Here is a 20657-nt window from a genome sequence, read left to right as displayed (position 1 = left end):
GTATATTCAGAAAATTTTATCGGTTTAAAATTTTCTTCTTTTGAGCGGTCGCTCAATCACAAAAGAATTTTACAGAAGGGGGTAGAGGTAAAGTATGAACGGTCTATTATGGGTTAACCTGATTGCAACTGTAATTGTAATCGCTTACGCTGTCAGTTTGTTTCTGTATGTGGTCAAAACCAGGATTGAATACATCAAGCTTGGGAAGAAATCCGAGTTCAATGACCACGTAAAAGAACGTTGGGACAGAATTTGGGTCATGGTATTTGGCCAAAAGAAATTAATGAAAGACAAGAAGAGTGGGGCTATCCACGTCATGTTCTTCTACGGCTTTATCCTAGTTCAATTTGGGGCAATTGATTTTATTATTAAAGGAATTAAGCCGGGAGCACACCTTCCACTAGGTCCACTCTATCCTGGGTTCACATTCTTCCAGGAAATTGTAACCTTGACGATCCTTGTAGCGGTCGTTTGGGCTTATTATCGTCGTTATATTGAACAACTAGTTCGCCTAAAGCGCGGAATTAAAAATGGTCTTGTTCTTATTTTTATCGGAGGCTTAATGCTTTCTGTACTACTTGGAAATGGAATGAGCTTAATCTGGCATGATCACGCAGGAACTTGGACAGAGCCAGTTGCATCGCTCATTGCGGCTGCGTTTACGTGGCTACCTGAAACCGGGGCCATCGCAATCTTTTATATTGCATGGTGGGCTCACTTGCTATTCTTATTAACGTTCTTAGTCTATGTACCACAAGGAAAGCATGCTCACTTAATTGCTGGACCAGCGAACGTTTATTTTACCCGTGTAGGGCCAAATGCAAAGCCAAGTAAAATTGATTTTGAAGATGAAACACAAGAAAGCTTTGGGGTAGGAAAAATTACCGACTTCACGCAAGAGCAGATGATTGACTTCTATGCTTGTGTGGAATGTGGACGCTGTACGAATATGTGTCCAGCAACAGGCACTGGTAAAATGCTGTCACCAATGGATTTAATTCTAAAAATGCGTGATCACTTAACCAATCATGGAGCTGCTGTTACGTCAAAACAACCATGGGTACCAACTTTCGCATTTTCAAATACAACGGGGAATCAGCTTGCGCTTGCAGGAGCGGGTGCTGGAGCAGAGGAAGCTGCGGCTAGCCTTGCATACTCTCCAAGCTTGATTGGCGATGTGATCACTGAAGAAGAAATTTGGGCTTGTACGACTTGCCGTAACTGTGAAGATCAATGTCCAGTTATGAACGAGCATGTTGATAAAATTATTGACTTACGCCGTTATCTTGTTTTAACAGAAGGGAAAATGGATGCCGATGCACAGCGTGCGATGACAAACATCGAGCGTCAAGGAAATCCATGGGGCTTAAACCGTAAAGAAAAAGAAAAATGGCGCGAGCTTCGTGACGATGTGGTTGTACCTACTGTGAAAGAAATGAAGAAATCCGGCGAGGAATTTGAATACTTATTCTGGGTTGGTTCAATGGGTGCCTTTGACAACCGTAGCCAAAAGATCGCACTGAGCTTTGCCAAACTTTTAAATGAGGCAGGCGTTAAATTCGCAATTTTAGGAAACAAAGAAAAGAACTCTGGCGATACGCCAAGACGTCTTGGGAACGAGTTCTTATTCCAAGAGCTTGCCACCAATAATATTGCGGAATTCGAAAAGGCTGAAGTCAAGAAAATCGTCACAATTGATCCGCATGCCTACAATATCTTTAAAAATGAGTATCCTGACTTTGGCTTTGAAGCGGAAGTTTATCACCATACAGAGTTGCTGGCTGAGCTTGTAAAAGAAGGCAAGCTTGTACCGAAGTATTCTGTTGATGAAACCATCGCGTTCCATGATTCATGTTATCTTGGCCGATACAACGAAGTGTACGATGCGCCGCGTGATATCATGAAGGCCATTCCTGGGGTGAACCTGAAGGAAATTGAACGAAATCGTGAAGACGCAATGTGCTGTGGAGCCGGTGGAGGATTAATGTGGATGGAAGAAGAAACTGGCCACCGCATTAACGTTTCCCGTACAGAGCAAGCACTTGCGGTAAATCCAACCGTTATTTCTTCCGGCTGTCCTTACTGCTTGACGATGTTATCAGACGGTACAAAGGCGAAGGAAGTAGAAGAAACAGTTGGTACGTATGATGTAGCCGAACTCCTTGAAAAATCTGTGTTTGGTGAAACCGAGCAACAAGCATCTTAAAAAACTAGTAGGATAGAAGAAGATCATCGTAGATTATTCACTCACCTGTACAGCTTAGAATTCAGCGACGGAATGTTTCGTCGCTGAATCTCATAAAATTGTATGGGTGTTTGTTTTTATTATTGGATTTAAAGCGCTTACACCATGGGGATGGGAGTAAGTTTAGCGTGCAGTGACCTTGAGCGAGCGTTCGGTCAGTTGTCTTTATTATTCTTGAATAATGTTAAAAGGCTATTTTTCAACTTTTCATAAAGGGGCGAGAGATATGGGGAAGACAGTTATTTTGGCAGGAGCAAGAACTCCTTTCGGCAAATTAGGTGGAAGCTTAAGCAGCTTTACAGCATCTGAGCTTGGTGGTTTTGCGATAAAAGAAGCTTTGAAACGTGCAGATATTAAACCAAACGATGTCGGGGAGGTTATTCTCGGGAATGTTCTCCAAGGTGGTCAGGGACAGCTTCCTTCGCGTCAAGCCGCAAGGAATGCAGGAATTCCGTGGGAAGTAAAAACTGAACTTGTAAACAAGGTATGTGCTTCGGGAATGCGCAGTGTGACCTTGGCAGATATACTCATTCGCTCTGGTGAAGAAGAAGTCGTGGTTGCCGGGGGGATGGAGTCAATGAGCAATGCCCCGTATATGTTACCAAAAGCACGTTGGGGTTTGAGAATGGGCGATGGCCAAGTCAAAGACCTTATGGTTCATGATGGCTTAACTTGTTCGTTTACTGGTGTTCACATGGGAACGTACGGAAATGGTGTTGCGGCAGAAATGGAAATCAGCCGAGAAGAGCAGGATCAGTGGGCGTTAAGAAGTCACGAAAAGGCACTTGCGGCGATAGATTCTGGAACGTTGGCAGAGGAAATTGTTGCTGTAGAGGTTCCGCAGCGTAGAGGAAATCCAGTGGTGGTTGACCAGGATGAGGCACCTCGCCGGGATACTTCGATTGAAGGTCTTAGTAAATTAAAGCCTGTTTTTAATCATGACGGTACCATTACGGCCGGCAATGCCCCTGGCGTCAATGATGGAGCGGCAGCACTTGTGCTGATGAGTGAAGAACGTGCGGCCCGTGAAGGTAGAAAAGCAGATGCTGTAATTCTTGCTCATGCAGCGATTGCGACGGAAGCGAAGGATTTCCCGAAAACTCCTGGAATGGTCATTAATGAGTTGTTGAAGAAGTCTGGGAAATCGGTTGAGGAGATTGATCTATTTGAAATCAACGAGGCGTTTGCTGCGGTGGCACTAGCAAGTAGCCAAATTGCCGGTTTAGATGCCGATAAAATCAATGTCAATGGCGGTGCGGTCGCCCTCGGACATCCAATTGGCGCTAGCGGCACAAGAATTATTTTAACACTCATGCATGAACTCAAACGACGCGGAGGCGGAATCGGCATTGCAGCCATCTGCTCAGGCGGCGGTCAGGGAGATGCTGTGATGATTGAGGTTCCGCGGTAGTAGGGTAGGTTTTTGCTAATAGATTGGGAGTTTGGGTGGAGAGAATTAAAGATTATGTGAATAGATTGGTGGTTTGCAAATAGAAATTAGTTTTGTGCAAATAGACTGGTGATATCTGCAAATAGAGTTCAGATTCCTGCAATTAGAGTAGTGATATGCAAATAGAATTGAGTTTACTGCAAATAGCCTAGTAGTATTTGCAAATAGAAGAGTGTCATCTGCAAATAGAATGGTGATTTGCAAATAGAAATAGGTTTTCTACAAATAGATCAGTGAATTCTGCAAATAGGAACAGGTTTTCCGCAAATAGGACTTAGTTTCCTGCAAATACACGGCAGAAACTTATTAAAAATAGATCCAAAATTGGAGGTACGTACATGCAAAAAATTATGGTGATTGGTGCGGGGCAAATGGGCTCAGGGATTGCCCAGGTTTGCGCGCAGGCGGGGTACAGCATTGTGTTAAATGACTTGAAGACAGAATTTGTTGAGCGAGGGCTTGCTGTAATCAATAAAAATCTATCTCGTCAGGTAGATAAAAATAAATTAACAGCGGAGCAGAGGGATGAAATTCTTGCGAGAATCACGCCTTCCACCACACTTCAAGATGCAGAGGGTGTGGACCTTGTAATTGAGGCGGCGGTTGAGAATATGGAAATCAAAACAAAGATTTTTGCTCAGCTTGATGAGATTGCACCGAAGCAGACGATTCTTGCGTCTAACACTTCTTCGTTGCCAATTACGGAAATTGCTGCGGCAACAAATCGTCCGGAAAAGGTGATTGGCATGCATTTTATGAACCCTGTGCCGGTGATGAAGTTGGTTGAAATTATCCGCGGACTAGCGACGGCGGATGAAGTCTATCAAACGATTGAAGATATTACTAAAAAGATAGGAAAGGTTCCGGTAGAGGTCGAAGATTTTCCAGGCTTCGTTGCCAACCGAATCTTGATGCCAATGATCAATGAAGCTATTTACACCTTGTATGAGGGGGTTGCTACGAAAGAATCGATAGATGAAGTGATGAAGCTTGGCATGAACCATCCGATGGGGCCGTTGACACTGGCCGATTTTATCGGGCTTGATACTTGCCTTTACATCATGGAAACCTTATATGAAGGCTTTGGTGACCCGAAATACCGACCATGTCCATTGCTTCGTAAATATGTAAAAGCAGGCTGGCTCGGAAAGAAATCAGGTCGCGGCTTTTATGTTTATGAATAGCTGAACGTTGACATCAAGGAGGGGTTCCCTGATGAACCTGAGGTTTACTGAAGAGCAAGAGATGATGAGGAAAATGGTACGGGATTTTGCGGAGAAAGAAGTGGCTCCCTTTGTCGAACGAATGGAAGCAGGAGAGTTTCCTACTAGTATTCTTCAAAAAATGGGCGAGCTTGGCTTAATGGGCATTCCCATTCCTGAAGAATATGGTGGATCGGGAATGGATTTCACTTCTTATATTATTGCGATTGAAGAGATTTCTAAGGTAAGCGCTACGCTAGGCGTAATTTTATCGGTGCATATTTCGGTTGGCACGAGTCCCATTCTTTATTTCGGGACAGAAGAGCAGAAGCAGAGGTACGTTCCTAAGTTAGCATCAGGGGAGTACCTGGGGGCATTTTGCCTCACTGAACCTAGCGCTGGGTCAGATGCGGCTAGTTTGAAGACGCGCGCCGTCAAACAGGGTGAGAACTATATCCTTAATGGGTCGAAGGTGTTTATTACAAATGGAGGAGAAGCTGATACATATATCGTCTTTGCCTCCACAAATCCAGGAGCAGGCTCAAAGGGGATCAGTGCTTTTATTGTTGATAAAACTACCCCAGGTCTCGTGATTGGCAAAAACGAACATAAGATGGGACTTAATGGGTCAAAAACGGTTCAGCTCACGTTTGAGGATATGAAAATCCCCATCGAAAACAGGCTAGGAGCTGAAGGGGAAGGCTTTAAAATTGCCCTAGCAAATCTTGACGTTGGGCGGATTGGGATTGCTACACAGGCACTAGGGATTGCCGAAGCTGCTCTAGAAGCGGCCACAGCATATGCCAAGGAACGCCAACAATTTGGGAAACCAATTGCGATGCAACAAGGGGTCGGTTTTAAGTTAGCCGATATGGCCACGGCTGTGGAAGCGTCAAAACTATTAATCTATCAAGCTGCTCATTTACGTCAAAGTGGCGAGAAATGCAGCAAAGAAGCATCAATGGCAAAACTCTTTGCTACAAAAACAGCGGTTGACGTCACGACTGAGGCGATACAAGTCTTTGGTGGGTACGGATATACCAAAGACTATCCAGTAGAACGGTACTTCCGCGATGCAAAGGTGACTGAAATCTACGAAGGAACAAGCGAGATTCAGAGAATCGTTATTAGTAAGCAGTTATAGGTATATGGCCTCTTTTAAAAGGATTATAAGTTAATTAATTTGTCACAATGTTGATTGGAGCGGAAGGCACGAAGACACTTGCGGGAGTGCTAGGTCAAGGGAGACACCGCAGGAGCGAAGCGACGAGGAGGCTTCCGGACTGCCCGCGAACTGGAGCTCCAATCACCCCCTACATTAAAGCAGCCTAAAAAAATACAGACCAAACTGGAGGAACTAATCATGAATTTTAAACTATCAGAAGAGCATGAAATGATTCGTAAAATGGTACGTGACTTCGCAAAAAACGAGGTGGCTCCGACAGCAGCGGAGCGTGATGAGGAAGAGCGCTTTGACCGTGAGATTTTCGAAAAGATGGCGGAGCTTGGATTAACAGGGATTCCATGGCCAGAGCAATACGGCGGAATCGGCAGTGATTACCTTGCCTACTGTATCGCAGTTGAGGAGCTATCACGAGTATGTGCATCAACAGGTGTAACGTTGTCTGCCCACACTTCACTTGCAGGCTGGCCGATTTACACATTCGGAAATGAAGAACAAAAACAGAAATATTTAAAGCCTATGGCACAAGGGAAAAAAATGGGGGCTTACGGATTAACGGAGCCTGGTAGTGGTTCCGATGCAGGTGGAATGAGAACAACCGCGCGTCGTGATGGTGACGATTATGTGTTGAATGGCTCGAAGATTTTTATCACCAATGGTGGCGAAGCCGATATCTATGTAGTATTTGCGCTAACAGATCCTGAAAACAAGCATAAAGGAACAACTGCGTTTATCGTTGAAAGTGATTTCCCTGGATTCTCTGTGGGTAAGAAGGAAAAGAAAATGGGAATTCGTTCATCACCTACAACGGAGATCATTTTTGAAGATTGCCGTGTGCCGAAGGAAAATGTTCTTGGCAAAGAGGGCGAAGGTTTTAAAATTGCGATGATGACGCTTGATGGCGGACGGAATGGAATTGCTGCACAGGCAGTTGGAATTGCTCAAGGTGCTTTAGATGCGGCGGTTGATTATGCAAAGGAACGCGTTCAGTTTGGCAAGCCGATTGCTCAGCAGCAGGGAGTGGGCTTTAAACTAGCAGATATGGCTACACAAGTGGAAGCATCTAGACTTTTAACGTACCAAGCAGCATGGCTTGAATCTGAGGGGCTTCCATATGGAAAAGAATCGGCCATGTCAAAACTTCTTGCTGGAGATACGGCAATGAAGGTGACAACGGAAGCAGTTCAAGTCTTTGGTGGCTACGGTTATACAAAAGAATATCCAGTTGAACGATTCATGCGTGACGCCAAGATTACCCAAATCTATGAAGGCACACAGGAAATTCAACGTCTAGTTATTTCTAGAATGTTGACGAAGTAAAAACTGCTGATGATTTTGTAGGGTAATACGGTTTCATCTACTTTTAAAGAGGGTATGTGCTAATCCATTCCTTCCAATGTACCAAACTGTTATCGAAATCGAAGAAACGGTCACATTGAAGGATTCAAAGTACCAAAATGCAACAGGAATCGAAGAAACGGTCACATTGAAGGATTCAAAGTGACCAAACGTCAACAGGAATCGAAAAAACGGTCACATTGAAGGGTTCAAAGTGACCAAACGTCAACAGGAATCGAAGAAACGGTCACATTGAAGGGTTCAAAGTGACCAAAATGCAACAGGAATCAAAGAAACGGTCACATTGAAGGATTCAAAGTGACCAAACGTCAACAGGAATCGAAGAAACGGTCACATTGAAGGATTCAAAGTGACCAAACGTCAACAGGAATTGAAGAAACGGTCACATTGAAGGGTTCAAAGTGACCAAACGTCAACAGGAATCGAAGAAACGGTCACATTGACAGGCTAAAAGTGACCGATCCCTCCCATTCATGGGATCGGTAATTTGGCAAGGGGCAAGGTTGCAAGGCAAGGGGGGAGAAAATGGATAGGAGGGAAGTTCAGGCCTCTGTAAAAGATGAGCGCCTAGTGGAGAAGCGACGGGACCAGATGATCAAAGGGGCCATTACGCTTTTTAAACAAAAGGGCTTTCACCGGACGACAACGCGGGAGATTGCGCGTGCAGCTGGGTTTAGCATTGGCACGCTTTATGAATATATCCGCAAGAAGGAAGATATTCTCTATCTGGTTGTTGACAGGATGTATGACCAAATTCGCGAGCGCTTGCAAGAAGATCTTGTGACTAATCTAGGGACGGTTGAGAGCTTAAAACTGAGCATCGCATATTATTTCCGTGAAATGGCTGAAATGCAAGAAGAAGTGCTGGTCATGTATCAGGAGGCAAAATCACTCAGTAAGGATGCTCTTCCTTACGTGCTAAATAAGGAAATCCAAATGGTCGGTCTGTTTGAAAATGTCATTGAGAATTGTGTGCGAAATGGAGAGCTTGATTTAGATGAAAAGCAAATCAAGTTGTTTGCTCACAATCTATTTGTTGAAGGGCAGATGTGGGGGTTTCGGCGCTGGGCGTTACAAAAGGTTTATACGCTTGAGGAGTATATTGACCTACAGCTAGAGCTACTTTTTTATGGGGTCCAAGGAAAAGTCAATCAAGGAACAGGGGGAGAGAGATGAGTTTGCAACTGAAGAACCATATTCGCTTCGTTACAGCATCAAGCCTTTTTGATGGACATGATGCGTCCATCAATATTATGCGGCGTATTCTGCAAGCCAATGGCGCGGAAGTGATTCATCTGGGGCATAACCGCTCTGTGGAAGAAGTGGTGAATGCAGCCATTCAAGAGGATGTCCAAGGAATCGCGATTTCCTCTTACCAAGGTGGACATGTGGAGTATTTTAAATATATGCATGATCTTCTGCAGGAACGTGGTGCAGGCCATATCCGCATTTATGGCGGTGGGGGCGGCGTAATCATTCCTAAGGAAATAAAAGAACTACATCAATATGGGATTGCCCGGATCTTTTCTCCCGAAGACGGAAGATTACTTGGTCTAGAAGGCATGATTCAGCAGATGTTGAAAGAATGTGACTTTCCAACGGTCGGTCCTGAGATTGCTCAGGAGCTAGACAAATTGGCAAATGGCGATGTTTTAACTGTTTCAAAATTGATTACGTTAGCAGAGCAGCAGGTTGGCGTAAAGACAGGTTCGGTTCCTAATGGAGATAACAAGGAAACAGCCGCGTCGGTCGAGGCAGTACTTGAAAAGGTAAAATCCTTCAGCAAAGACGTACCGGTTGTGGGCATTACCGGAACAGGGGGTGCTGGAAAAAGCTCTCTTACAGATGAGCTAATCAGAAGGTTTCTGAATGAAATCCCTGAAAAAAAGGTGGCAATTTTATCCGTTGACCCAACGAAGCAAAAGACAGGTGGAGCTTTACTTGGCGACCGAATTCGCATGAATGCGATATTCTCGCCACGTGTTTATATGCGCAGCCTGGCAACGCGGAAAGCACGGTCGGAATTATCGCTCGCGATTCAGGATGCGATTCAGGTTGCGAAGGCTGCAGGCTTTGACTTAATCATTGTAGAAACAAGTGGCATCGGACAAGGGGATGCAGGGATTACCGATGTTTGTGATGTATCGATGTATGTGATGACAAGTGAATTTGGAGCGCCATCACAATTAGAGAAGATCGATATGATCGATTTTGCGGATTTGATTGTCATCAATAAGTTTGAGCGCAAAGGCTCTGAAGATGCATTGCGTCAAGTTCAAAAGCAATATCAGCGCAGTCATCTCTTATTCGATCAGGAACTCGACACGATGCCGGTTTACGGAACGATTGCTAGTCAGTTTAATGATCCAGGTACGAATGCCTTATTTGCCGCGCTCGTTGATAAAATCAATACTGCAGTCGGGACAGATTGGACAACGAGCTTCACAACGAAAGCAAAAGTAGAAAAGCAAAATATCATTATTCCAAATGACCGCCGCTATTATCTACGGGAAATCACAGAGGCGGTGCGTGGTCATCATCGCCATGCCACCGAGCAAGCTGAGATTGCACGCCGTTTGTTCCAAGTCGAAGGTGCCATTGAATCGGTGAAGGAGCAGGGCAATGAGGGGGAAGCAATTGCTTCACTTGAACAGATAAAAGCAGGACTTGAAGAGAAGCTAACAGCTGAATCGAAAAAGATTTTAAACGGATGGGCGGAGTTGAAAGAAAAGTATGCAGCCGATCGCTTTGTCACAAAGATCCGTGATACAGAGATTGTAACTGAGCTTCGTACGACCAGTCTCTCAGGGTTATCAATTCCGAAGGTAAGTCTGCCACGCTATAAAGATTATGGCGAGATCTTACGCTGGGTGTATCTTGAAAATGTTCCTGGTGCATTCCCGTATACTGCCGGAGTGTTTCCGTTTAAGCGTGAAGGCGAGGACCCGAAGCGTCAGTTTGCTGGGGAAGGAACACCAGAGAGAACGAATCGCCGGTTTCACTATCTTTCCAAAGATGATTCTGCGAAACGCTTGAGCACGGCCTTTGATTCAGTCACGCTTTACGGGGAAGACCCGGATCATCGTCCAGATATTTATGGCAAGGTTGGCGAAAGTGGCGTGAATGTGTGTACACTCGAAGATATGAAAAAGCTGTACGCTGGTTTTGATTTATGTGCACCGTCAACATCGGTCTCGATGACCATCAATGGACCAGCGCCGATTATTCTTGCGATGTTCATGAACACTGCCGTCCAACAGCAGGTTGATAAAAAGGAGGCCGAACTTGGTCGGAAGCTGACAGACAAGGAGTATGTCGAAGTCAAAGCTTGGACATTGAGCACCGTGCGTGGGACGGTTCAAGCGGATATTTTAAAAGAAGATCAAGGTCAAAATACGTGTATCTTCTCAACTGAGTTTGCGTTACGGATGATGGGGGATATCCAGCAATACTTTATTGACTATAAGGTTCGCAACTATTATTCAGTTTCCATTTCTGGCTATCATATCGCTGAAGCGGGGGCAAATCCGATTTCGCAGCTGGCGTTTACGTTGTCGAATGGATTTACGTATGTTGAGTATTACTTGAGCCGTGGCATGCATATTGATGATTTTGCGCCTAACTTAAGTTTCTTCTTCTCGAACGGACTTGATCCAGAGTATACCGTGATTGGCCGGGTGGCACGACGTATCTGGGCAATGGTGATGAAAAATAAATATGGTGCTAATGAGCGAAGTCAAAAGTTAAAATACCATGTTCAGACAAGTGGGCGTTCGCTGCATGCGCAGGAAATTGATTTTAATGATATTCGGACTACGCTACAGGCGTTAATGGCGCTGCATGATAACTGTAATTCGCTTCATACAAATGCGTATGATGAGGCGATCACCACGCCAACGGAAGAATCGGTACGTCGCGCGATGGCGATTCAAATGATTATTACAAAAGAGCATGGATTAACGAAGAACGAAAATCCTTTGCAAGGCTCGTTTATTATTGAGGAGCTGACGGACTTGGTGGAGGAAGCAGTCCTTCAGGAGTTTGAGCGAATTAATGATCGCGGCGGTGTGCTTGGGGCGATGGAAACACAGTATCAACGGGGCAAAATTCAAGATGAGTCAATGTTCTATGAAATGAAAAAGCATACTGGAGAACTTCCAATTATCGGGGTGAATACGTATTTGAACCCGAATCCTCCTTCCGAGGAAGCTGTAGATAATATGGAATTAGCACGTGCGACAAAAGAAGAGAAAGAGTTGCAAATTTCTAATTTAAATCAATTTAAAGCTAAAAATGAAGATCAAAGCGCAGAAGCACTCAAACGCTTAAAGCAAGCCGCTGTCAATGGAGGCAACGTCTTTGCTGAGTTAATGGAAACCGTACAATATGCTAGTCTTGGTCAAATTACGAGAGCTCTCTATGAAGTCGGCGGTCAATATCGTCGAAATATGTAAATTTTAGCTAATACAGGCTTGTAGATTCTTACAGGCCTTTTTTTTACGCTCCTTTCGTTTGCTCGGTAACATTTAGAAATAGATTTTGAACTATTCTCTGAAAAGTAGCCTTATTCTGCTAGAAAAGAGCCTACGAACTCTATTTTAAAAAAGAAAATAGCTTCTTCACTGTTAGAATCGGCAGTAGAAATTGTAACAACCATTTTTAACAGTCTTTTTTTCATACTTAGGGGGAAACTAGCTTAAATAAGTAGAATGAATCATATATAATAAAAGCGATACATATTCTTTTTGAATTCCTATTGGGAAGTGAAGTTGTGAGAGTCTTGTTAACCGTGATTGGAGCAATTGTGGCCATTGCAATCTTATATACCTTATATCAAATGCAACTAGGTGCGATCTCTTTCTTCTTATTGTCGATTTTTTGCTTCACTTTGTCTGCAATTCTTTTTAAAAAAAGGAAAGTCAAAGGGATAGACAGAAGAGATAAAAGGCTATGACTACAAAAAACCGCAAGGACAATAGATTTAGCTAGCATAAACAGGATGAATTTGTTTATAATGAAGAATATGCTTTTGGGAGATTTTCCATATTTCGGATTTCAAACTCTATAAGAGTATGAATAGAGAAAGGAAGTGCAAGTGTTGAGTGTAAATCAGTACTCAATGGAAGAATTAAAAGAAACAGCTTGGATTGAAATAGCATTTGAACTTTTGCAAGAAAAGAAACAAGCGGTTTCTTTCGAAGAATTAGTAGCAGATGTACTTAAAGTGCTAAAGCTGAATAAAAAAGAAACTAGCGAGAAAATGATTCAATTTTATACAGATCTAAATTTAGATGGTCGTTTCTTAGGAATAGGGGATAACCGTTGGGGTCTTCGTGTTTGGTATCCTGTGGACCAAGCGGAAGAGGATACAGTAACGCCTATTAAGCCACGTAAGAAAAAGGCGAAGAAAGCAGCTGTTGATGAGGTCGATGGCTTCGATGAAATCGATGAAGAAGATGTATTCGATGATTTTGATGAAGATGATGATGATCTTCTTGATGATGACGATGACTTTGATGACGACGATGATGAAGATGATGATGATGACGACTTCGATGATGACGACATCATTGAGGACGAAGACGAGCTTGAGTTAGACGAAGATGAGCTCGATGACGAGGACGAAGACGAAAGCCTTGATGAGGAAGAAGAGCTGTAAGGAACTGCTTGACATTTCATACAGGCGCAGGTAGAATCGTTTTTGGGCTCCTTAAAAAAGGAACGGTCTTATTAATTAAGCCAAGAAGCGCTCCCCATACTTATGTATGCGGGGCGTTTTTTTTTGTTTATCTGTGCTTGGGAATGATTTCGATCAGGTTGATTAGAGTAAAATCAACGGCCACGATAAAACAATAAGTGAGTTTATGCATATTTGCACTCATCCAATTTTTTTATAAGAAAGACAAGCTTGTAAAATCAATGAAATTGCTCCATATAGAGCAAGCTATATGGAAAAGAGGGGGACCATCATGACAAAGTATATTTTCGTAACAGGCGGGGTTGTCTCGTCACTAGGAAAAGGGATTACCGCAGCTTCCCTTGGCCGTTTGCTCAAAAACAGAGGATTAAAAGTAACGATTCAAAAGTTTGATCCATATATCAACGTGGATCCAGGAACAATGAGTCCTTATCAGCATGGAGAAGTATTCGTAACCGATGACGGTGCGGAAACGGACCTTGATTTAGGCCATTATGAGCGCTTTATTGATATCAACTTAAATAAATATTCCAACGTAACAACAGGAAAAGTGTATTCAACGGTTCTTAAGAAGGAACGTCGTGGGGATTATCTTGGTGGAACGGTTCAGGTTATTCCTCATATCACGAATGAAATCAAAGACAAAGTATTCCGTGCCGGCAAAGAAACGCATGCGGATGTTGTCATCACAGAAATTGGTGGAACGGTTGGGGACATCGAGTCACTTCCATTCCTTGAGGCAATTCGCCAAATCAAAAGTGATATCGGCAACCGCAATGTAATGTATATCCATTGTACGCTTGTTCCTTACATCAAGGCTGCTGGTGAGTTAAAAACAAAACCAACTCAGCACAGTGTAAAAGAACTTCGTAGCTTGGGTATTCAGCCAAATGCGATTGTTTTACGTACAGAAAGACCAATTTCTCAAGACATGAAAGACAAAATTGCTTTGTTCTGCGATATCGAGAAAGAAGCGGTAATCGAGTGTCAAGATGCGGAAACATTATACTCTATTCCGCTTGACTTACAGAGTCAAGGTTTAGACCAAATCGTGTGCAATCATTTGCAATTACAATGCACAGATGCCGATATGGAAGAATGGAAACAGCTAGTTGAGAAGGTAACGAATCTGAAGCACACAACAAAGATTGCCCTTGTAGGGAAATATGTTGAACTTCAAGATGCGTATATTTCTGTTGTAGAATCATTGCGCCATGCTGGTTACGCTTTTGATAGTGATATTGATATCAAATGGATAAACTCTGAAGATGTAACAGCTGAAAATGTAAATGACGTGCTGAAAGACGTTGACGGCATTCTTGTTCCTGGTGGTTTTGGTGACCGCGGAATTGATGGAAAAATATTGGCGATTCAATATGCTCGTGAGCAAAAGGTTCCATTCTTCGGGATTTGCCTTGGCATGCAGCTTGCGTCCATTGAGTTTGCGCGCAACGCAGTGAAATTGGCAGGAGCACACTCTGCTGAAATTCAACCAGAAACACCTTACCCAGTCATTGACCTTTTACCAGAACAAAAAGATGTTGAAGATCTTGGTGGTACATTGCGTCTAGGCTTATATCCATGTAAATTGACTGAAGGCTCAAAAGCAGCTCAAGCATACGGGGAAACGGTTGTTTACGAACGCCACCGTCACCGTTACGAGTTCAATAATGAATATCGTCAACAATTAGAAGAAGCTGGATTTACATTCTCAGGGACAAGCCCAGATGGCCGTCTCGTTGAGATTGTTGAAATTCAAGATCACCCTTGGTTCGTCGCTTGTCAATTCCACCCAGAATTCAAGTCAAGACCAACTCGTCCACAACCATTATTCAGAGATTTTGTGGAAGCTTCATTTAAAAATAGACACTAATATTGCTTAAAGAAGAATGACCGTGATGTGCGGTTGTTCTTCTTTTTTTATTTGCGGATGGGGAATGTGCCCGGGTGACTTAGGGAAAGAGTAAATTGGGACAATGGAAAACGCAACGTGCCCGAAGTGGGGTGGAGCAGGTGGAAAAGGGAACGCTGGAAGATCCAGCGTTCCCGAAGTGAGGTGGAGCAGTTGAAAAAGGGAACGGTGGAAGATCCAGCGTGCCCAAACAGGGTGGAGCAGTTGAAAAAGGGAACGGTGGAAGATCCAGCGTGCCCGAAGTGGGGTGGAGCAGGTGGAAAAGGGAACGGTGGAAGGTCCAGCGTTCCCAAACAGGGTGGAGTAGTTGAAAAAGGGAACGGTGGAAGATCCAGCGTGCCCGAAGTGGGGTGGAGCAGGTGGAAAAGGGAACGAAGGAAGTCCAGCGTGCCCGAAGTGGGGTGGAGCATTTGAAAAAGGGAACGGTGGAAGATCCAGCGTGCCCAAACAGGGTGGAGCAGTTGAAAAAGGGAACGGTGGAAGATCCAGCGTGCCCGAAATGGGGTGGAGCAGTTGAAAAAGGGAACGGTGGAAGATCCAGCGTGCCCGAAGTGGGGTGGAGCAGGTGGAAAAGGGAACGGTGGAAGGTCCAGCGTGCCCAAACAGGGTGGAGTAGTTGAAAAAGGGAACGGTGGAAGATCCAGCGTGCCCGAAGTGGGGTGGAGCAGGTGAAAAAGGGAACGGTGGAAGGTCCAGCGTGCCCAAACAGGGTGGAGTAGTTGAAAAAGGGAACGGCGGAAGATCCAGCGTGCCCGAAGTGGGGTGGAGCAGGTGGAAAAGGGAACGGTGGAAGATCCAGCGTGCCCAAACAGGGTGGAGCAGGTGAAAAAGGGAACGAAGGAAGATCCAGCGTGCCCGAATCAGGGTGGCACTGCTGAAAACGTAAACTTAGATGCTTAAACATCCCCAACCATAAGAAAAAACCTCCTAAAAAAGGAGGTAATCATCAATCTTCATATTCCGTCATGATCTCATCAATGGTAAACTTTAAGCCATAGTAGATAAATAATGCAGCCATTGAGGTCGGTTGACCGAAACGGTTGCCAAATTCATCAGGTAGCATGCCTTTGGTTATTTTAAGGTCTATATGGACATCCGCCAAGGTGTCGAGTCCAGGTGAATCGTCATTCGAAACCGCTGTCGAAATCGCAACAAAGGAATGTCCACTGTCAGTGAGTTCCTGGGCAAGTTTAACCGCTTCTGGGTCGTTTGAGTGACGCGTAACAATCAAGACCCGGTCGGCTGAAGTTACCTCAGATGCCTGCTCTAACTGTAATAAAGCGGCACCTTTTAATGGTTCAACGCCGTGTATTGCTTCTAGGGGAATCGCGCCCATCTCGCCAGCACCATAAAGATAGATAATCCCTTCGCCAGCGGCAGCCTGGGCAAGAAGTCTTGCACCGTCTTCAATGGAAAACTCTTCTTTTTCCTGAAGTCTCTTGAATAATCCGCTTAGCTGAGTTGAAAACATTTTTAACAAGAATATCGCCTCCAACTAGAGATTATAAGCTTAAAAACGAGGAAGGTAAAATCATCGTTTAAGAAAGTTTTAAGAGATAGAGAAGGATTTTCTGAAAAAAAAGCGAAATATACTTTAACTATCCTATTTATGTACACCATTAATTTAATAGAAATTTGGAGGAAAGCGGCATGAAACAAAAAATCTTGATTGTTGACGATCAGTTTGGAATACGCATCTTGCTTAACGAAGTGCTGCAAAAAGAGGGCTATGATACTTTTCAAGCGGCTAATGGAGTTCAAGCACTTGAAATTGTGAAGGAGCACTCACCAGATCTTGTTTTACTAGATATGAAAATTCCAGGCATGGACGGAATTGAAATTTTAAAAAGAATGAAGGTCATTGATGAAGAAATTCGTGTGATTATTATGACTGCCTATGGAGAATTGGATATGATTCAGCAAGCGATGGATCTAGGAGCGCTGACTCATTTTGCCAAACCATTCGACATTGATGATATTCGTGTAGCTGTAAAAAAATATGCACAGGTAGCACAATAAAGATTTCATACATAAAAACAGACCCGCTCAAGCAAAAATGAGCGGGTTTTTGAATAATTAACTCCATTGTCAGACTAGTAAAAATAATGGTAGCGCTTGCTTGTGTCTTTTTTGTAAAACCTGCAAAAACTGGGCTTGTTTCGTGGTATTTCTGAGGATGTTTTGGTATGATAACTAATGAATTCCACAAGATCTCGGGCTCATTCGACTCCATATACATAATCAAGTAGATAAAGGGTAACCTTAAAATGGTAGTCTAGTCAGACGATCTAATAAAGGAGGAAAATCATATGCCTTTAGTTTCAATGACAGAAATGCTAAAGAAAGCAAACGCAGAAGGTTATGCTGTTGGTCAATTCAACATCAATAACCTAGAGTATACTCAAGCAATCCTTCAAGCTGCTGAAGAAGAAAAATCTCCAGTAATCCTTGGAGTATCTGAGGGAGCTGCTCGTTATATCGGGGGCTTCAAAACAGTAGTGAAAATGGTTGAAGGACTTCTTGAAGACTATAAAATCAGTGTTCCAGTTGCCATTCACCTTGACCATGGTTCAAGCTTCGACAAGTGTAAAGAAGCAATTGACGCTGGATTTACTTCCGTTATGATCGACGCTTCTCACGATCCATTCGAGCAAAACATCGAAACAACGAAAAAAGTGGTTGAGTATGCTCATCCAAAAGGTGTTTCTGTTGAAGCAGAGCTTGGAACTGTTGGTGGCCAAGAAGATGACGTTATCGCTGAAGGTGTAATTTATGCAGACGTGAACGAATGTAAAGAGCTTGTTGAGCGCACAGGGATCGATACTCTAGCTCCAGCACTTGGTTCTGTACACGGACCTTACAAAGGTGAACCAAACCTAGGCTTCAAAGAAATGGAAGAAATCAACAAGGTTGCGGGTGTACCTCTAGTTCTTCATGGTGGTACTGGAATCCCAACACATGATATCCAAAAAGCAATTTCTTTTGGAACAGCAAAAATCAACGTAAACACTGAAAACCAAATCGCTTCTACGAAGACAGTTCGTGAAGTATTGGCTGCAGATACAGAAGTTTACGATCCACGTAAATTCTTAGGACCAATGCGCGAAACAATCAAGCAAACGGTTATTGGAAAAATGCGTGAATTTGGTTCTAACCAAAAAGCATAATCAAACAATCGAAACAGGTTACAGGTGAAACCGCCTTTCTAGAGGCGGTTTTCCTTCATTACAAACTAACTGAAAATTATGTCGAATGGAGGCGCTTTATTTATGAAGTTTTTTATTGACACAGCTAATTTTGATGAAATTAAAGAAGCATATGCACTGGGGCTCGTTGCTGGGGTGACGACCAATCCATCTTTAGTCGCAAAAGAAAAGAATGTCAGCTTCCATGATCGATTAAAAGAAATCACTGATTTGGTACCAGGTTCAGTTAGTGCAGAGGTGATTGCTCTTGATGCAGAGGGGATGATTAAAGAAGGCCGTGAATTGGCAGCGATTGCACCAAACATTACGGTAAAAGTACCAATGACTCCTGAAGGCTTAAAAGCAGTTTCAACCTTTGCAAAAGAGGGAATCAAGACAAATGTAACGCTTATTTTCAGCGCCAACCAAGCATTGCTTGCTGCAAGAGCAGGTGCTACATACGTATCTCCATTCCTAGGTAGACTTGATGATATCGGACATAACGGAATGGACTTAGTTTCAACGATTGCTGAAATCTTTGCTATTCACGGGATTGAAACAGAAATCATTGCGGCGTCTATTCGTCATCCACAACATGTAACAGATGCAGCCCTTAACGGAGCGCATATCGCAACCATTCCATACAAAGTATTAATGCAATTATTCAAACATCCTCTAACAGACAAAGGCATCGAGGCTTTCCTTGCGGATTGGGAAAAGCGCGCTTAGTTAACTGTTGTAAGAGATAGACTGTTGATTTTTATCCACCGTTGATTGGGGCAAAAGGCACGAAGACTTCTTCGGGGATCTCAACAGCCAGTAGAGCGCTTAGGTTCTAGGGCGTTGGTCAGGATTACCGGCAAAGCAGGTGCTAAGCCGAAAATCAAAACCCGTGCATAACAAAGCTTTTCCTTTTAAAAAAGTTTCATACACAGTAAACTTATAATATCGTGTAAGATAAAAGAATAGGAATCATCCGGACTATTATATTTTCATCTTTCTTTGTGAATAATGCATAATACAGGCTAAGAGGGCTTTGTTCTGTTTAGGACAAGCCCTCGTGCATGGAAGACTAGAACAGACAACTTGGTTTAGAATAGAAGGGAGTCAAAAATGGAAAAATTAAAGATTGCAGGTGGATACCCATTAAAGGGAACCGTTCGTATTAGTGGAGCCAAGAACAGTGCAGTTGCGTTGATTCCCGCAACAATTTTGGCTGAGTCACCTGTTTCAATTGAAGGTTTACCTGATATATCTGATGTTCATATTCTGAAAGACCTCTTGCAGGAAATCGGTGGCACAGCAACCTTTTCAGAGAATGAAATGACGGTTGATCCCTCATCGATGATCTCCATGCCTTTGCCAAATGGCAAAGTGAAAAAACTCCGTGCTTCCTATTACCTTATGGGTGCGATGCTTGGTCGCTTTAAAAAAGCGGTGATTGGGTTGCCAGGAGGCTGTCATTTAGGACCGAGACCCATTGATCAACATATTAAAGGCTTTGAAGCGCTTGGTGCTAAAATCACCAATGAGCAGGGAGCAATCTATCTTCGTGCCGATGAACTACGTGGTGCTCGGATTTATCTAGATGTCGTCAGCGTTGGGGCAACGATTAATATCATGCTTGCAGCCGTTCGAGCGAAAGGAAGAACGATTATTGAAAATGCTGCCAAGGAACCGGAAATTATTGATGTCGCGACGCTTTTATCCAATATGGGAGCGAAAATCAAAGGCGCCGGAACAGATGTGATTCGAATTGATGGAGTCGATAAGCTCCATGGTTGCCGTCATACTATTATTCCTGACCGTATTGAAGCAGGTACTTATATGATTTTAGCTGCTGCAGTTGGGGAAGGAATCCTCATTGACAATGTCATTCCACTTCATCTTGAATCCTTAATTGCAAAACTGAAAGAAATGGGTGTTCCGATTCAAAACAAGGATGATCAAGTCTATGTTGGTCCTGCAAAAGATTTTAAAGCGGTTGATATTAAAACCCTTGTCTATCCAGGCTTTCCAACAGATCTCCAACAGCCATTTACCTCTTTGTTAACAAAGGCAGAAGGCTCAAGTGTGGTTACAGACACCATTTACGGAGCCCGCTTTAAGCATATTGATGAACTAAGAAGAATGAATGCCACCATCAAGGTAGAGGGACGATCAGCCATCGTGAACGGACCAGTCCAGCTTCAAGGTGCAAAAGTGAAGGCGAGCGATTTGCGTGCTGGAGCCGCACTAGTCATTGCTGGTCTCATTGCCGAAGGAGTAACCGAAATCACCGGCCTTGAGCATATCGACCGTGGCTACAGCCATCTCGTTGAAAAACTAAATGGACTTGGAGCAACCGCATGGCGCGAAGAAATGACAAAAGAAGAACAAGAACAAATGAAAAACGCCTAATCTCGGACGGGTTTAGTCTAAGG

The 20657-nt window shown here is 43.6% G+C and carries 18 protein-coding genes; 17 read left to right on the top strand and 1 reads right to left on the bottom strand.

All coding sequences use genetic code 11. The features are described 5' to 3' along the window. The first annotated feature begins 94 nt into the window (after nucleotides 1–94). The 13 genes from H0185_RS11655 (at nucleotide 95) to H0185_RS24275 (ending at nucleotide 15949) form a co-directional block, all read left to right on the top strand. Nucleotides 95–2206 (top strand): (Fe-S)-binding protein, encoded by a 2112-nt coding sequence (locus tag H0185_RS11655; RefSeq protein WP_221873659.1) that lies wholly within the window; start codon nucleotides 95–97, stop codon nucleotides 2204–2206. A gap of 265 nt (nucleotides 2207–2471) precedes the next feature. Beyond that, a complete protein-coding gene (locus H0185_RS11650; protein WP_221873658.1) occupies nucleotides 2472–3656 on the top strand; it encodes an acetyl-CoA C-acetyltransferase in 1185 nt (394 codons plus the stop codon). Between the two features lie 377 nt (nucleotides 3657–4033). Continuing rightward, nucleotides 4034–4879: a 3-hydroxybutyryl-CoA dehydrogenase gene (locus tag H0185_RS11645; protein WP_221873657.1), complete on the top strand. Its 846-nt coding sequence runs from the start codon at nucleotides 4034–4036 to the stop codon at nucleotides 4877–4879. 31 nt (nucleotides 4880–4910) lie between these two features. Then, nucleotides 4911–6041 carry an acyl-CoA dehydrogenase gene (locus tag H0185_RS11640; RefSeq protein ID WP_221873656.1) on the top strand — a complete coding sequence of 377 codons (1131 nt, stop codon included), beginning with the start codon at nucleotides 4911–4913 and terminating at the stop codon, nucleotides 6039–6041. A gap of 219 nt (nucleotides 6042–6260) precedes the next feature. Next, the gene (locus tag H0185_RS11635; RefSeq protein WP_221873655.1) at nucleotides 6261–7400 is read left to right on the top strand and encodes an acyl-CoA dehydrogenase; all 1140 of its coding nucleotides are present in this window, start codon (nucleotides 6261–6263) and stop codon (nucleotides 7398–7400) included. A 564-nt stretch (nucleotides 7401–7964) separates the two neighbouring features. Continuing rightward, a complete protein-coding gene (locus H0185_RS11630) occupies nucleotides 7965–8615 on the top strand; it encodes a TetR/AcrR family transcriptional regulator (protein ID WP_221873654.1) in 651 nt (216 codons plus the stop codon). After that, nucleotides 8612–11893 (top strand): fused isobutyryl-CoA mutase/GTPase IcmF, encoded by a 3282-nt coding sequence (icmF, locus tag H0185_RS11625; RefSeq protein WP_221873653.1) that lies wholly within the window; start codon nucleotides 8612–8614, stop codon nucleotides 11891–11893. Before H0185_RS11630 ends, icmF begins: the two co-directional genes overlap by 4 nt. Nucleotides 11894–12210: 317 nt before the next feature. Beyond that, a complete protein-coding gene (locus tag H0185_RS11620) occupies nucleotides 12211–12393 on the top strand; it encodes a hypothetical protein (protein ID WP_221873652.1) in 183 nt (60 codons plus the stop codon). 144 nt (nucleotides 12394–12537) lie between these two features. Then, a complete protein-coding gene (gene rpoE / locus H0185_RS11615) occupies nucleotides 12538–13098 on the top strand; it encodes a DNA-directed RNA polymerase subunit delta (RefSeq protein ID WP_221873651.1) in 561 nt (186 codons plus the stop codon). Nucleotides 13099–13408: 310 nt separating this feature from the next. Next, entirely contained in the window at nucleotides 13409–15010 is a 1602-nt protein-coding gene (pyrG, locus tag H0185_RS11610; protein ID WP_221873650.1) for a CTP synthase, read from the top strand. Nucleotides 15011–15356: 346 nt separating this feature from the next. Further along, on the top strand, nucleotides 15357–15566 hold the full coding sequence (locus tag H0185_RS11605) for a hypothetical protein (protein ID WP_221873649.1): 210 nt from the start codon (nucleotides 15357–15359) through the stop codon (nucleotides 15564–15566). Beyond that, a complete protein-coding gene (locus tag H0185_RS11600) occupies nucleotides 15563–15721 on the top strand; it encodes a hypothetical protein (protein ID WP_221873648.1) in 159 nt (52 codons plus the stop codon). Before H0185_RS11605 ends, H0185_RS11600 begins: the two co-directional genes overlap by 4 nt. 99 nt (nucleotides 15722–15820) lie before the next feature. Continuing rightward, on the top strand, nucleotides 15821–15949 hold the full coding sequence (locus H0185_RS24275) for a hypothetical protein (protein ID WP_281427607.1): 129 nt from the start codon (nucleotides 15821–15823) through the stop codon (nucleotides 15947–15949). A gap of 46 nt (nucleotides 15950–15995) precedes the next feature. Here the strand turns inward: H0185_RS24275 and H0185_RS11595 are convergent, their stop codons facing one another. Next, nucleotides 15996–16529, bottom strand: coding sequence for a DUF2529 domain-containing protein (locus H0185_RS11595; protein WP_221873797.1), 534 nt, complete (start codon nucleotides 16527–16529; stop codon nucleotides 15996–15998). A gap of 170 nt (nucleotides 16530–16699) precedes the next feature. Between H0185_RS11595 and H0185_RS11590 the strand changes: the two genes are divergently transcribed. The 4 genes from H0185_RS11590 (at nucleotide 16700) to H0185_RS11575 (ending at nucleotide 20634) form a co-directional block, all read left to right on the top strand. Next, nucleotides 16700–17068, top strand: coding sequence for a response regulator (locus H0185_RS11590; protein WP_221873647.1), 369 nt, complete (start codon nucleotides 16700–16702; stop codon nucleotides 17066–17068). A gap of 290 nt (nucleotides 17069–17358) precedes the next feature. Continuing rightward, nucleotides 17359–18216 (top strand): class II fructose-bisphosphate aldolase, encoded by an 858-nt coding sequence (locus tag H0185_RS11585; protein ID WP_221873646.1) that lies wholly within the window; start codon nucleotides 17359–17361, stop codon nucleotides 18214–18216. Nucleotides 18217–18318: 102 nt separating this feature from the next. Beyond that, on the top strand, nucleotides 18319–18963 hold the full coding sequence (gene fsa / locus H0185_RS11580; protein ID WP_221873645.1) for a fructose-6-phosphate aldolase: 645 nt from the start codon (nucleotides 18319–18321) through the stop codon (nucleotides 18961–18963). Nucleotides 18964–19347: 384 nt separating this feature from the next. Continuing rightward, nucleotides 19348–20634: a UDP-N-acetylglucosamine 1-carboxyvinyltransferase gene (locus H0185_RS11575; RefSeq protein WP_221873644.1), complete on the top strand. Its 1287-nt coding sequence runs from the start codon at nucleotides 19348–19350 to the stop codon at nucleotides 20632–20634. Nucleotides 20635–20657 lie beyond the last annotated feature (23 nt).

It is taken from the genome of Mesobacillus maritimus (assembly GCF_019749255.1).
Taxonomy (GTDB): Bacteria; Bacillota; Bacilli; order Bacillales; family Cytobacillaceae; genus Mesobacillus_B; species Mesobacillus_B maritimus_A.
Note: the sequence above shows the minus strand (reverse complement) of the source record. Positions and strands in the feature narration are given on the sequence as shown.

Coding starts and splice junctions, on each gene's coding strand:
- H0185_RS11650 (WP_221873658.1), top strand. CDS start 2,472: ATGGGGAAGACAGTTATTTTGGCAGGAGCAAGAACTCCTTTCGGCAAA.
- H0185_RS11655 (WP_221873659.1), top strand. CDS start 95: ATGAACGGTCTATTATGGGTTAACCTGATTGCAACTGTAATTGTAATC.
- H0185_RS11590 (WP_221873647.1), top strand. CDS start 16,700: ATGAAACAAAAAATCTTGATTGTTGACGATCAGTTTGGAATACGCATC.
- H0185_RS11645 (WP_221873657.1), top strand. CDS start 4,034: ATGCAAAAAATTATGGTGATTGGTGCGGGGCAAATGGGCTCAGGGATT.
- H0185_RS11630 (WP_221873654.1), top strand. CDS start 7,965: ATGGATAGGAGGGAAGTTCAGGCCTCTGTAAAAGATGAGCGCCTAGTG.
- icmF (WP_221873653.1), top strand. CDS start 8,612: ATGAGTTTGCAACTGAAGAACCATATTCGCTTCGTTACAGCATCAAGC.
- H0185_RS11635 (WP_221873655.1), top strand. CDS start 6,261: ATGAATTTTAAACTATCAGAAGAGCATGAAATGATTCGTAAAATGGTA.
- H0185_RS11585 (WP_221873646.1), top strand. CDS start 17,359: ATGCCTTTAGTTTCAATGACAGAAATGCTAAAGAAAGCAAACGCAGAA.
- H0185_RS11575 (WP_221873644.1), top strand. CDS start 19,348: ATGGAAAAATTAAAGATTGCAGGTGGATACCCATTAAAGGGAACCGTT.
- H0185_RS11640 (WP_221873656.1), top strand. CDS start 4,911: ATGAACCTGAGGTTTACTGAAGAGCAAGAGATGATGAGGAAAATGGTA.
- fsa (WP_221873645.1), top strand. CDS start 18,319: ATGAAGTTTTTTATTGACACAGCTAATTTTGATGAAATTAAAGAAGCA.
- pyrG (WP_221873650.1), top strand. CDS start 13,409: ATGACAAAGTATATTTTCGTAACAGGCGGGGTTGTCTCGTCACTAGGA.